12 protein-coding genes are annotated in these 12596 nt (G+C 64.7%); 6 read left to right on the plus strand and 6 right to left on the minus strand.

Annotation, left to right across the window (positions count from 1 at the left end; all coding sequences use genetic code 11):
• Positions 1-538 precede the first annotated feature (538 nt).
• Positions 539-1267: an SOS response-associated peptidase gene (locus BJEO58_RS08880; RefSeq protein ID WP_101589125.1), complete on the minus strand. Its 729-nt coding sequence runs from the start codon at positions 1265-1267 to the stop codon at positions 539-541.
• Positions 1268-1350: 83 nt separating this feature from the next.
• Between BJEO58_RS08880 and BJEO58_RS08885 the strand changes: the two genes are divergently transcribed.
• The 6 genes from BJEO58_RS08885 (at position 1351) to BJEO58_RS08910 (ending at position 7036) form a co-directional block, all read left to right on the plus strand.
• Positions 1351-1857 carry a MarR family winged helix-turn-helix transcriptional regulator gene (locus tag BJEO58_RS08885; RefSeq protein ID WP_101589266.1) on the plus strand — a complete coding sequence of 169 codons (507 nt, stop codon included), beginning with the start codon at positions 1351-1353 and terminating at the stop codon, positions 1855-1857.
• Positions 1858-2079: 222 nt separating this feature from the next.
• Positions 2080-3246 carry an acyl-CoA dehydrogenase family protein gene (locus BJEO58_RS08890; RefSeq protein ID WP_101589126.1) on the plus strand — a complete coding sequence of 389 codons (1167 nt, stop codon included), beginning with the start codon at positions 2080-2082 and terminating at the stop codon, positions 3244-3246.
• Positions 3243-4301, plus strand: coding sequence for an enoyl-CoA hydratase/isomerase family protein (locus BJEO58_RS08895; RefSeq protein WP_101589127.1), 1059 nt, complete (start codon positions 3243-3245; stop codon positions 4299-4301). Before BJEO58_RS08890 ends, BJEO58_RS08895 begins: the two co-directional genes overlap by 4 nt.
• Positions 4298-5083: an enoyl-CoA hydratase gene (locus BJEO58_RS08900; protein ID WP_101589128.1), complete on the plus strand. Its 786-nt coding sequence runs from the start codon at positions 4298-4300 to the stop codon at positions 5081-5083. The genes BJEO58_RS08895 and BJEO58_RS08900 overlap by 4 nt, the downstream gene beginning before the upstream one ends.
• A gap of 154 nt (positions 5084-5237) precedes the next feature.
• The gene (locus BJEO58_RS08905; RefSeq protein WP_101589129.1) at positions 5238-6209 is read left to right on the plus strand and encodes an NAD(P)H-dependent flavin oxidoreductase; all 972 of its coding nucleotides are present in this window, start codon (positions 5238-5240) and stop codon (positions 6207-6209) included.
• Positions 6206-7036, plus strand: a complete 831-nt coding sequence (locus BJEO58_RS08910; RefSeq protein WP_246076157.1) for an ABC transporter substrate-binding protein — start codon at positions 6206-6208, stop codon at positions 7034-7036. The genes BJEO58_RS08905 and BJEO58_RS08910 overlap by 4 nt, the downstream gene beginning before the upstream one ends.
• A gap of 80 nt (positions 7037-7116) precedes the next feature.
• On the opposite strand, the gene BJEO58_RS08915 is transcribed toward BJEO58_RS08910, so the two are convergent.
• The 5 genes from BJEO58_RS08915 to nrdH form a co-directional block, all read right to left on the minus strand.
• A complete protein-coding gene (locus BJEO58_RS08915) occupies positions 7117-8472 on the minus strand; it encodes a TRAP transporter large permease subunit (protein ID WP_101589130.1) in 1356 nt (451 codons plus the stop codon).
• 146 nt (positions 8473-8618) lie between these two features.
• A complete protein-coding gene (nrdF, locus tag BJEO58_RS08920) occupies positions 8619-9596 on the minus strand; it encodes a class 1b ribonucleoside-diphosphate reductase subunit beta (RefSeq protein WP_101589131.1) in 978 nt (325 codons plus the stop codon).
• A gap of 43 nt (positions 9597-9639) precedes the next feature.
• Positions 9640-11802: a class 1b ribonucleoside-diphosphate reductase subunit alpha gene (nrdE, locus tag BJEO58_RS08925; RefSeq protein ID WP_101589132.1), complete on the minus strand. Its 2163-nt coding sequence runs from the start codon at positions 11800-11802 to the stop codon at positions 9640-9642.
• Positions 11784-12185 (minus strand): class Ib ribonucleoside-diphosphate reductase assembly flavoprotein NrdI, encoded by a 402-nt coding sequence (nrdI, locus tag BJEO58_RS08930; protein WP_101589133.1) that lies wholly within the window; start codon positions 12183-12185, stop codon positions 11784-11786. The genes nrdE and nrdI overlap by 19 nt, the downstream gene beginning before the upstream one ends.
• A gap of 15 nt (positions 12186-12200) precedes the next feature.
• Entirely contained in the window at positions 12201-12449 is a 249-nt protein-coding gene (gene nrdH, locus BJEO58_RS08935; RefSeq protein ID WP_101589134.1) for a glutaredoxin-like protein NrdH, read from the minus strand.
• Positions 12450-12596: the final 147 nt, after the last annotated feature.

Raw genomic sequence — 12596 nt, forward strand, 5'->3', positions numbered from 1 at the left:
CAGCAAATAAATAACTGGCATCATCAAAAACAAACAAACACGCTATTGAGTTCTCAAAGAACAGACACACAAACCGATCCGACCAGACACACAACGCCCAGCCCTCACCGAAAGGTGCTCTCCATATTCAGAAGCCCGCTTCTCCCGAAGGGGCTCCGTAAGCTTACCTCTCGAACTCGTTTCGCGCAACTCGACTCGCCGTCGTGCTGCAGAACTTCATTCGAGCTTCACCGCGTCGCTCACATCCTGAGATGTTCGCTCGGAGGCAACGAGAGACAACTCTAGGTCATCTGCTACGTGCTCCGCAAATCCACTTGGCGTGATCCGCTTCACTCGCTCAGCCCTGAGGCCTCTCAGCATTCAATTTCCCTGTGTGCCCCTGGACTCAGTCCGGGCTGTCTGACCTGCGGCTTCACCGCTGTTTCGACTTCCCGAAGCTGCGTCTCGTCGAGGCAACGGGGACTAACTTATGCCTTTCGTTCGGCGCCGCGCAACTCGATCGGGCGTGATGTGCGCCTCACTGCTGATGGCTGGTCACTCACACCGGCTGCGCGAGCTCCGGTCCCTCGTTCCTCACGTTCCCCACAGCGGTGCCCACTGCGTATCTGCCGATCGTCCGCGGGTCGAATGATGCGGAATGGAGGGAGAGGAACTCATCCGCAGCGCCGGCGTCCGCCGTCGGGTCGATCCACTCCCCGACCTGTTCGCCACTCAGCATGACCGGCATCCGGGCATGCACCTCCGCGAGGTGGCCCTGGGCCTGCTGCGTGAGGATGGTGGCGGAGACCAGCCACCCCGAGGACGCCGCCGCATCCATCCCGACGTCGCGGCTCCACTCTTCGTTCAGCTTCTTGAACTCGAAGAGGCCCGCCATGAAGAGATGGTCGTGTCCGACGGCGTGCATCATCCACGGCTGCTTGCCCTGCGGCCCCTCCACCCACTCGTAGTAGGCGTGCACCGGGACCACCGCCCGCTGCCGTGCGAAGGCTGATCGGAACATCGGCTTCGACCGCGCACTCTCCGACCTGGCGTTGAAGGCCCTGTACCCGATCTTCAGGTCCTTCGCCCACCCGGGGACGAGCCCCCAGCGGGCTGGTTCGAGGCGACGCTGGACCAGACCATCGCTGTCGGGGCGGTCGACGATGATCGGCACTGTTCCGCCCGGAGGCACGTTGTAGCGCTCCCGGTGCTCATACGAGCTGTGGTCGATACCCAGCTCATCGATCAGGTCCGAGGGATCCAGCGCCATGTTGATCCGGCCGCACATGGCTCTGATCCTTCCACCTCTATACACTCGGGCCAACCCCCTCGGCGCCCAGGCGGAGGGTTCGGAAGGATGTGCTGCGGACGATGACTGAAGGCTTCGACCCGATCGACGAGTCCCGCCGCCAGTGGACGCTCCGCGGCTGGGAGGACGAGGCGGACGGGATGACGCTCGTCATCTCTGTGATGCGTGTCCATCAGCTGTTCCTCGCACGGGTCGATCGCGTGCTGCGACCGCTGTCCCTGACATTCTCCCGCTATGAGGTGCTCGCCCTCCTCTCCTTCACACGGCGCGGCAGCCTCCCGATGAACAAGATCACCAAGCGCCTGCAGGTGCATGCCACGTCGACGACGAACTCCGTCGACCGGCTCGAGGCCGCGGGACTGGCGCGCCGTCGACCGCACCCGGAGGACGGGCGCACCACTCTCGTGGAGATCACGGAGGACGGGCGCGAACTGGTCGCACGCGCCACCGATGAGCTCAACGGTGAGGTCTTCAGGCAGCCGGGAGTCCCCCAGGACAGCGTCCACGACCTCCTCGCTCGACTCGCGGAACTGCGGGGGGCACTCGAGAGTCCTGACTCACCTCTCTGATCCAGCCGACATCGTCTGGCACGCCGCCGGTCCCCGTCGCGGCCGGCGACCTCTCTGCACGGCCCGGCCAGGGCCTCGGCGGAACCATGACCTGCATTACTTGGACGTCCTAGCAATTCTGCGTACGATTGGGGCGAACCCGCATCCCTGCGGTCGCCGGCCGGTCCCCGACCGGCTTCAACTGCACAGCACGCGGACACCAGCAGAAGATCGGAGGCGCGCATGTCGCGCAGCACAGCATCGGTCATACCGTTCGGCCTCACAGAAGAGCAGCAGGAGCTCTTCGCGATGTGTCGCACATTCGCAGACGAAGAGCTCGCCCCCCACGCGCTCGAATGGGACGCCGAGGGACACTTCCCCGTCGACTCCATCCGCCGGACCGCAGAGCTCGGGATGGGAGGCATCTACATCGATGAGGAGTACGGCGGTGCCGGACTGGGGCGCATGGACGCAGTCCTCGTCTTCGAGGCGCTGTCCACCGGATGCCCGGCGGTCGCCAGCTACATATCGATCCACAACATGGTCGCGAAGTGCCTCGAGCTGTTCGCGACGGAGGAGCAGAAGCAGCGCTGGCTGCTTCCTCTCACCTCGTTCGAGGCCCTGTCGAGCTACTGCCTCACAGAGCCGAACGCGGGATCCGACGCCGCCGCACTCAAGACGTCGGCCCGCCGCGATGGCGACAGCTACATCCTCAACGGAGTGAAGCAGTTCATCTCCGGCGCCGGCAGCTCGGACCTGTACCTCGTCATGGCCCGCACCGGTCAGGACGGCGCCCGCGGGATCTCCGCCTTCATCGTCGAAGACGGGACCGAAGGACTCAGCTTCGGACCGAACGAGAAGAAGATGGGATGGAAGGCCCAGCCCACCCGCCAGGTCTTCATGGAGAACGTCCGCGTACCCGTCGAGAACAGGATCGGAGACGAGGGCACCGGCTTCCGGATCGCGATGTCCGGTCTGGACGGAGGCCGTCTCAACATCGGCGCCTCGTCGCTCGGCGGCGCCCAGTCCGCACTGGAGAAGGCCATCACCTACATGGGTGAGCGCCAGGCGTTCGGCCAGGACCTCACTGGTTTCCAGGCCCTTCGCTTCGAGGTCGCAGACCTCCAGACGAAGCTCGAGGCCGCCCGCTCGCTGCTGTGGCGCGCCGCTTCCGCCTATGATGCGGAGGATCCGAGCACCACGCTGCTGTCCGCGATGGGCAAGCTCACCGCCACGGACACGGGCTTCGACGTCGCCAACCGGGCGCTCCAGCTCTTCGGCGGATACGGGTATCTGGCAGAGTACGGAGTGGAGAAGCTGGTCAGGGACCTGCGGGTCCACCAGATCCTCGAAGGAACCAACGAGATCATGCGCGTGATCATCTCGCGCAGAAGCACAGGAGTGGGATGACGATGACAGCAACGGGCGACGAAGCCTCGGTTCTCACCCGCGTCGACGGCGGCCTGGGGCGCATCGAGCTCAACAAGCCCAAGGCGATCAACGCACTGTCCGCGGACATGGTGACGATCATCGCAGCGGCGCTCGACGCGTGGAAGGGCGACGACGCGGTGAAGGCCGTGCTCGTGACGGGGCGCGGCGACCGCGGCCTGTGCGCCGGCGGGGACATCAAGGCCATTCACCGCGACCTCGTCGAGGAGACGGGCGAATCGCTCGAGTTCTGGGCGAACGAGTACGCGATGAACCACCAGATCGCCCACTACCCGAAGCCCTTCATCGCGTTCATGGATGGGATCACGATGGGCGGCGGCGTGGGGATCTCCGCGCACGGCTCGCACCGGATCGTCACGGAGACGTCGAAGGTCGGGATGCCGGAGACCGGAATCGGGCTCTTCCCCGATGTGGGCGGAACGCACCTCCTCGCCCGTGTCCCCCAGCCGGGCGTCGGCATGCATCTGGCACTCACCGGCCAGCCGTTCACTGCCGGCGACGCGATCCGGTACGGATTCGCGGACACCTTCATCCGCCGGGACCGGTTCGATGACCTCGCGGCTGCGCTGGCGGAGTCGGCAGACGACGTCGATGCCGTCATCGCGCGCTTCGCTGAGGAGGCCCCTGCCTCCGAACTGGCCGGCGACGAGGAATGGATCGCCTCCTCGTACGACAGCTCGACCGCCGCCGAGGTCGTGGTCGCCCTGCGCGCCCACGAGGACGAGCGAGCGCGGGCGACCGGCGATCTCATCGCCGCGAAGTCCCCGCTGTCCGTGGCCGTCACCTTCGAACTGGTCAGGACCGCCGGTGCGATGGAGCTCGCCGAAGTGCTGGAGCGCGATCTGAGGACAGGTGCGGGCATCAGTGCGCAGCCCGATCTGCGCGAAGGCATCCGCGCCCAGGTGATCGACAAGGACCGCAATCCCCAGTGGTCGCCTGCGACGCTCGATGACGTCGAGCCCGCACTCGTCACCTCCATCCTCGCAACCGAGCAGACGCGAAAGGTCTTTTCATGAGCACTCCCGCCACTTACGAGACGATCCTCGTCGAGTACGCCGACGGCATCGCGACGATCACCCTCAACCGACCGGACTCCCTCAACGCGCTGAACCTCACGGTCCTCGAGGACGTCACCGCTGCGGCCTCGGCCGCAGACGCAGATGACGGCATCCGCGCGATCATCCTCACCGGCGCAGGCAAGGCGTTCGCCGCCGGCGCGGACATCAAGCAGATGTCCTCGCTGGACTTCGCGACCGCCTACCGGAAGAACTGGTTCGCCGGGTGGAGTCGCCTCGACGACGTCTCGAAGCCGATCATCGCCGCAGTCAACGGGTTCGCCCTGGGCGGCGGCTGCGAGCTCGCGATGATGGCCGATATCCTCATCGCCTCGGAGAAGGCGAAGTTCGGCCAGCCGGAGATCAACCTCGGCGTACTCCCGGGCATGGGCGGATCTCAGCGGCTCACGCGAGCCATCGGCAAGGCGAAGGCGATGGATCTGTGCCTCACCGGTCGCATGATGGATGCCGAAGAGGCGGAGCGGTCCGGTCTCGTCGCTCGCGTCGTCGCGCACGATTCGCTGATCGAGGAGGCGGAGTCGATCGCCGCGACGGTCGCGTCGAAGTCGCTCATCGCCTCGAGCATGGTGAAGGAGGCGGTGAACGTCGCCTTCGAGACACCCCTCCAGCAGGGCCTCGCATACGAGCGTCGGCTGTTCCACGCATCGCTGGCGACCAATGACCAGTCCGAGGGGATGGCGGCGTTCGTCGAGAAGCGGAAGCCGGACTTCACCGACTCCTGAGCCAGTCCCACTGTGCTGCGGGCCCCGGGGCGACGACGCGTCGCTGCGGGGCCCGCAGTCGTCTGAACCGCCACCGGCGACCTGTACTTTTCGAGCGTTCGACTAAGAGCTAGGCTGATCGCACGCCGTCATCGCAGACGCCAGAAGGAGAACCATGTCACTTCCTGAAGCACTCGCTCGCCCCCTGAGCGTGCCCGTCATCGCATCACCCATGTTCATCGCGTCCGGACTCGACCTCATCAAGGCGCAGTGCCAGTCCGGCATCGTCGGATCGTTCCCGACGCTCAACGCCCGCCCCGCGGAGATGCTCGCCGACTGGTTCGACGAGATCTACGAGGAGAACGATGCATTCGCAGCGGCGAACCCCGGCAAGCCGGTGGGCCCCGTGGCTGCGAACCTCATCGTCCACCGGACGACCGACCGCCTCGAGCACGACCTCGGCGTCGTCGTCGACAAGAAGGTCCCGATCGTCATCACGTCCCTGGGCGCACGCGAAGAGGTGAATGAAGCCGTCCACAGCTACGGCGGCATCGTGCTCCACGACATCATCAACAACCGTTTCGCCCACAAAGCGATCGAGAAGGGCGCGGACGGCCTCATCGCCGTGGCCGCGGGTGCCGGCGGTCACGCAGGTGCGCTCTCCCCCTTCGCGCTCGTGCAGGAGATCCGCGAGTGGTTCGACGGCCCGCTGGCCCTGTCCGGCGCGCTCGCCCACGGCCGCTCCGTCCTCGCAGCCCAGGTCATGGGTGCGGACTTCGGATACGTGGGATCGGCCTTCCTGTCGACCCCGGAGGCCAACGTCGTCGACGGATACCGCCAGATGATCGTCGATTCGAGCGCGTCCGACATCGTCTACTCGAACCTCTTCACGGGCGTGCACGGGAACTACCTGCGCGGATCCGTGGAGAACGCCGGCCTCGACCCGGATGATCTCGACGTCTCCGATCCCTCGAAGATGACGTTCGGCTCCGACCGGGACGGCAAGAAGCCGAAGGCGTGGAAGGACATCTGGGGATCCGGTCAGGGGATCGGCATGATCAGCGAATCGGTCTCGGCACGGGACCTCGTCGCCCGTCTCGCCGCCGGATACCGGCAAGCGCAGGCCGGTCTGGGACAGGCGGCGTGACGAGTCGCAGTGCCGTCGGGCGCTCGAGCTTCGCTGCTGCGGCGCTCCTGCCGCTGCTCGCGGTATCCGCCTGCGGCGGTGCGGACGACAGCGGTTCCGACGATGGAATGGGCCTCGTCGAATCGGGAGTCCTCACCGTCTGCACGACGATGCCCGCCCCGCCCTTCGAATTCGAGGAGGACGGGGAGGCCAAGGGCCTCGAGATCGATCTCGCCCAGGCACTGGCCGATCGGCTCGACGTGGAACCGGAGTACATCAACTCGCCGTTCGAGTCGATCCAATCGGCAGCCGCCCTCGACACAGGGCAGTGCGATATCGCCCTCGCCGCGATGACGGTCACCGAGGAGCGCGAGTCGAAGATGCAGTTCTCCGACTCGATCGTCTACGACAACCTCGCACTCATGGCCGAAGAGGACGCGGGCTACTCGTCGATCGACGATCTGGGCGCCTCCAAGGTCGGCGTGCAGGATGCGACGACGAGCTCTGAGTTCGCAGCTGACAAGGGGCTCAACACTGTTCAGTTCGAGGCGTCCTCACTCCTCCAGCAGTCTCTGCAGGCCGGGCAGATCGAAGCAGGCATCGCGAACATCTCCCTGGTGCTCGCGGTGATGCAGGCGGACGATGACATCGAACTCGTCGAATCGTTCGACACGAACGAGCACCTTGCGGCAGCGGTGCAGATGGTCGGCACGCCCGTCCTCGACGAGTTCAACGCCCTGCTCGCGGGCATGCGCGAGGACGGCAGCTACGACGAGCTCGTCGAAGAATGGTTCGCAGACGCCGCCGACGCGGCGAAGGTGGCGGCGGAGGACGCCTCACGAGGCTGAGCGGCCCCCGCATCGGGCGGCGTCGCCGCGCCCACGAACCGTCCGTCGGATCCTTCCGGCGGACGGTTCCTGCATGTTCGTCAGCCGAACAGCCAGAAGAGCAGACCCACAACGATGAAGTACAGAGAGTTCGGCAGTGCCAGCACCATCGTCTTCACCGGGTCGACCCGCTGATTGAGTGATGCACCCACGAGGCCGCAGACGACGAACGCGGTGAGGCCGAGGGGCGGGAGGTTCTGCGCACCGCTCGCGATGTGGGAGGCGCCGAGAGCGACGGCGACAGCGCTGCCGCCGGCTGCGACGAGAAGGGGCCCGGCGAACGGAACGACGACGGTCTGCGCCGTCGTCTGCGATCCGGTGATCATGCCCAAGACGGCGATGACGACGACCGCGCCCAGGGCGACAGCGTTCCCAGACAGCCCCTGTGCGGCCTCAGACACGGCATCGATTGCTCCGGAGACCTGGAACATCCCGACCATGAACCCGGCGCACAGCTGGAGGAGCAGGGTCCCTCCGACGTTCCTCACTCCCGTGACGGCGACGGAACCGACGTTCTTCCTGACCGTCGGGTACAGGAGCGCGACCAGGGTGGCCGCGATGATCGCGAGCACGACGAGGTTCGAGAGACCCCGCAGGACGGGCGTGGAGTCGAGGAACGTCAGAACCGCCGATCCGCCGGGCACCAGCGTGAAGACGTTCACGGAGAACCCGGTGTCGAGCACGACGATAAGAATCAGGAGCGCAAGCGGCCCGAAGACGGGCCACGTCCGCTTCAGCAGCGCGCCGAGGGTCTCACTGGGGATGAGCTCGGCGGGGAGCGAGCGTCCACGCACGTAGCGGAACGACTGCAGCAGCACGAGGATGAGGGAACCGGTCACTGTCGCATAGGCGATCGTCGCAACGGGCGCCGGCTCGACCTCGAGCAGGGACGCCGACAGGAAGACGGCCTGACTGATCGGAGGCATGACGGAACCGATCGATGCGCCCACGAGGATCATCATCGCGATCGCCTCGGCGGGGATCTTGAGCTCCGCGAGGGCACGGATGACGAGGAAGCCGATGACTGTCGCTGCTGCGATCGCGTCGCCCAGAAGGGAGCCGGCGAGGGTCAGGGTCACGAACGTCGCCGCGATGAGGCCGCGCGGAGAGTTCCCGAATGTCCTGCGGAGGACCCCGAGCACCGCGTCCATCGTCCCGAGACGCACTTGACTCTCCGCATAGATCGACCCGAAGAGGCTCAGGCACATGACCCACGCCAGTGTGTCGACGCCGTCCACGATGCCCGCCCCCAGTGAAGGCAGCGACGGCTCCCCCACCACCCACGCCGTGAGCCCGGCTGCGACGAGTGCGATGCGCACGTCCCCGCCGATGAGTGGAATGGCTCTGATGGTCGCGATCGCGAAGAGCACGAACAGCGGTAGGACGACGACCAGCATTCATACTCCTCGATGCGCGACTGCGTGACCCAGCGCACGATCCTAGCCGCAGTGCCGTGAGCCGCAGAAACGCCTCCGTCCGCCACGTTTGCACGCGGCGGACGGAGGCGTTCACAGATCCGCTCTCGCAGAGGATCTGAACCGGGTCAGAAGTCCCAGTCCTCGTCTTCTGTCGTCTCTGCCTTGCCGATGACGTACGAGGAGCCGGACCCGGAGAAGAAGTCGTGGTTCTCGTCGGCATTGGGCGACAGGGCTGCGAGGATCGCCGGATTCACATCCGTGACGTCCTTCGGGAACATCGGCTCGTAGCCCATGTTCATCAGCGCCTTGTTCGCGTTGTAGTGCAGGAACTTCTTCGCGTCCTCGGCCAGTCCGACCTCGTCATACAGGTCGTGGGTGTACTGGACCTCGTTCTCGTACAGGTCGAAGAGCAGGTTGTACGTGAAGTCCTTGAGCTCGTCCTTCAGCGCCTGGCTCGCTCCGTCGAGGCCCCGCTGGTACTTGTAGCCGATGTAGTATCCGTGCACCGCCTCGTCACGGATGATGAGGCGGATGAGGTCGGCCGTGTTCGTGAGCTTCGCCCGCGACGACCAGTGCATCGGCAGGTAGAACCCGGAGTAGAAGAGGAACGACTCGAGGATGACCGAGGCGATCTTCCGCTTGTGCGGATTGTCAGCCTCGTAGTGGGAGACGATGACCTGCGCCTTCTTCTGCAGGTTCTGATTCTCTGCAGACCAGCGGAACGCTTCATCGATCTCCTTCGTGCTCGCCAGCGTGGAGAAGATCGAGGAGTACGACTTCGCGTGCACCGACTCCATGAACGCGATGTTCGTGTAGACGGCCTCCTCGTGCTGCGTGAGCGCATCCGGGATCAGCGAGACCGCGCCCACGGTGCCCTGGATGGTGTCCAGGAGCGTGAGGCCCGTGAAGACTCTCATCGTGAGGAGCTTCTCCGCTTCCGTGAGCGTCGCCCACGACTGCACGTCGTTGCTCAGCGGCACCTTCTCCGGCAGCCAGAAGTTGGCCGTGAGGCGGTCCCAGACCTCGGAATCGATGTCGTCCTCGATGCGGTTCCAGTTGATCGCGTCGACGGGCGAGACGATCTGCTGGAGGTTCTCAGTCATACGATCTCCTCGGAAGCGGAATGTGTGCGGTGCGGGACGGGGGTCAGAGCATGCATGAGACGCAGCCCTCGACCTCCGTGCCCTCCAGCGCCAGCTGCCGCAGACGGATGTAGTAGATCGTCTTGATCCCCTTCCGCCATGCGTAGATCTGCGCCTTATTGATGTCGCGCGTCGTCGCGGTGTCCATGAAGAACAGCGTGAGCGACAGGCCCTGGTCCACGTGCTGCGTGGCCTCGGCGTACGTGTCGATGATCTTCTCGTAGCCGATCTCGTACGCGTCCTGGTAGTACTCCAGGTTGTCGTTCGTCAGGAACGGCGCGGGGTAGTAGACGCGGCCGATCTTGCCTTCCTTGCGGATCTCGATCTTCGAGGCGACCGGGTGGATCGACGACGTCGAGTTGTTGATGTACGAGATCGAACCGGTCGGCGGCACGGCCTGCAGGTTCTGGTTGTACATGCCGTGCTCGGCGACATCGGCCTTCAGCTGCAGCCAGTCATCCTGTGTGGGGATCTGCACGCCGGCTTCGGAGAACAGCTGCGCGACGCGCTCCGTGCGGGGGACCCAGGCCTGCTCGGTGTACTTGTCGAAGTACTCCCCCGTCGCGTACTTCGAGCGTTCGAAGCCGGCGAACGTCCGTCCGCGCTCCTTCGCGATCTCCATCGACGCACGCACTGCGTGGTAGGTGACGGAGTAGAAGTACATGTTCGTGAAGTCCAGGCCCTCATCGGACCCGTAGAAGACGCGCTCGCGGGCAAGGTACCCGTGCAGGTTCATCTGCCCCAGACCGATCGCGTGGCTCATGTCGTTGCCGCGCGCGATGGATGGCACGGAATTGATGTCCGACGTGTCGGAGACTGCGGTGAGACCGCGGATCGCGGTCTCGATCGTGCCGCCGAAGTCCTCCGAGTCCATCGTGAGTGCGATGTTGAGCGAGCCGAGATTGCAGGAGATGTCCTTGCCGACCTGGTCATAGCCCAGCGACGCGTCGTACTGGCTGGGCTCCGACACCTGGAGGATCTCCGAGCACAGGTTCGACATCGTGATCCGGCCGTCGATCGGGTTCGCCCTGTTCACCGTGTCCTCGAACATGATGTAGGGATAGCCCGATTCGAACTGGATCTCTGCCAGCGTCTGGAAGAAGTCGCGGGCGCTGATCTTCGTCTTGCGGATCCGCGCGTCATCGACCATCTCGTAGTACTTCTCCGTCACGGAGATCTCCGTGAACGGCACTCCGTAGACGCGCTCGACGTCGTACGGGCTGAAGAGATACATGTCCTCATTGGTCTTCGCCAGCTCGAACGTGATGTCCGGGACGACGACGCCCAGGGAGAGCGTCTTGATCCGGATCTTCTCATCCGCGTTCTCACGCTTCGTGTCGAGGAACCGGTGGATATCCGGGTGGTGTGCGTTGAGGTACACCGCACCGGCGCCCTGGCGTGCGCCCAGCTGGTTCGCGTAGGAGAACGAGTCCTCGAGCAGCTTCATGACCGGGATGACCCCGGACGACTGGTTCTCGATCTTCTTGATGGGTGCCCCGTGCTCACGGATGTTCGTGAGCGAGAAGGCCACGCCGCCGCCGCGCTTCGACAGCTGGAGCGCCGAGTTGATCGACCTGCCGATCGATTCCATGTTGTCTTCGATGCGCAGGAGGAAGCACGACACGAGCTCGCCGCGCTGCTTCTTCCCTGCATTCAGGAAGGTGGGAGTCGCCGGCTGGAAGCGGCCGGCGATGATCTCCTCGACCAGCCGGGTCGCGAGCGTCTCATCGCCGCGCGCGAGGAACAGGCCGACCATGACGACGCGGTCCTCGAACCGTTCGAGGTAGCGCTTCCCGTCGAACGTCTTGAGCGTGTAGGACGTGTAGTACTTGAAGGCGCCCAGGAACGTCTGGAAGCGGAACTTCTTCGAGTACGCGAGATCCGAGAGGCCCTGGATGAAGTCGAACGAGTACTGGTCCAGCACCTCCGGCTCGTAGTAGTCCTGGTCGACCAGGTAGTCGAGCTTCTCCTTGAGATTGTGGAAGAAGACGGTGTTGTTGTTGACGTGCTGGAGGAAGTACTGACGCGCTGCCTGGCGGTCACGCTCGAACTGGATGCGGCCATCCGCATCGTACAGATTCAGCATGGCGTTGAGGGCGTGGTAATCGAGTTCGGTATCCTCGCGGATGATCGCCTCGACGTCTCTTCCTACACTGGTGCTTGACACAGTTCGTCCAATCCCTTGTTGACGGTCGCCGCGTCCTCGGGCATTCCGAGGAGCTCGAAGCGGTAGAGGACCGGCACGCCGCATTTTTCGGCCACGGTGTGCGCCGCGCGGCAGTAGTCCTCGCCAAAATTCGTGTTCCCCGCGCCGATGACTCCCACGAGCTTGTCGCGGTTGTCCTTGACGTTGAGGAACTTGATGACCTGCTTCGGCACGGATCCCCGATTGATGCCCGCGCCGAAGGTGGGTGTGATGAGGACGAAGGGCTCGGCGATGAGCGGAGTCGGGGCCTTCGTCACGAGAGGCAGACGCAGCACCGGGTGGTGCAGCCTCTGCGCGAATCTATGGGTGTACTCGGAGGGGCTCGAATAGTAGACGACGAGCAACGAGCATCACACCGATCAGGCTACGGAGGACGCTGCGCCCGCCTGCGCGTCGAGCGTCCCGATCTTGTCAGGGCGGAAACCGGACCAGTGATCGTCGTCGGTCACGACGACCGGTGCCTGCATGTAGCCCATCGCCTTCACGACGTCGAGCGCTCCCGGGTCCTTGCTGAGGTCCACCGTGCGGTACTCGACACCCCGTGCATCGAGGGCGCGGAAGGTGGCATTGCACTGCACGCAAGAGGGCTTCGTGTACACCGTGATCATGGGGTTCCCGTCCTTCGTCCACTGATTGAGTGCTGTCTGAGTGCCGTCCGACCGCTGCGCTCCCGCAACGATCAGACCACTAGATGTTGTGTTCATGGACAACGGTACCCCCATATGGTGTGTCACACCAGTGTGATTCGACGGTCC

This window comes from Brevibacterium jeotgali (assembly GCF_900169175.1).
In the GTDB taxonomy this organism is placed as follows: Bacteria; Actinomycetota; Actinomycetes; order Actinomycetales; family Brevibacteriaceae; genus Brevibacterium; species Brevibacterium jeotgali.

Bases quoted from the DNA above. Each gene is read 5' to 3' on its own strand.
- BJEO58_RS08880 (WP_101589125.1), bottom strand. From the start codon at position 1,267: ATGTGCGGCCGGATCAACATGGCGCTGGATCCCTCGGACCTGATCGAT.
- BJEO58_RS08885 (WP_101589266.1), top strand. From the start codon at position 1,351: ATGACTGAAGGCTTCGACCCGATCGACGAGTCCCGCCGCCAGTGGACG.
- BJEO58_RS08890 (WP_101589126.1), top strand. From the start codon at position 2,080: ATGTCGCGCAGCACAGCATCGGTCATACCGTTCGGCCTCACAGAAGAG.
- BJEO58_RS08895 (WP_101589127.1), top strand. From the start codon at position 3,243: ATGACGATGACAGCAACGGGCGACGAAGCCTCGGTTCTCACCCGCGTC.
- BJEO58_RS08900 (WP_101589128.1), top strand. From the start codon at position 4,298: ATGAGCACTCCCGCCACTTACGAGACGATCCTCGTCGAGTACGCCGAC.
- BJEO58_RS08905 (WP_101589129.1), top strand. From the start codon at position 5,238: ATGTCACTTCCTGAAGCACTCGCTCGCCCCCTGAGCGTGCCCGTCATC.
- BJEO58_RS08915 (WP_101589130.1), bottom strand. From the start codon at position 8,472: ATGCTGGTCGTCGTCCTACCGCTGTTCGTGCTCTTCGCGATCGCGACC.
- nrdF (WP_101589131.1), bottom strand. From the start codon at position 9,596: ATGACTGAGAACCTCCAGCAGATCGTCTCGCCCGTCGACGCGATCAAC.
- nrdH (WP_101589134.1), bottom strand. From the start codon at position 12,449: ATGATCACGGTGTACACGAAGCCCTCTTGCGTGCAGTGCAATGCCACC.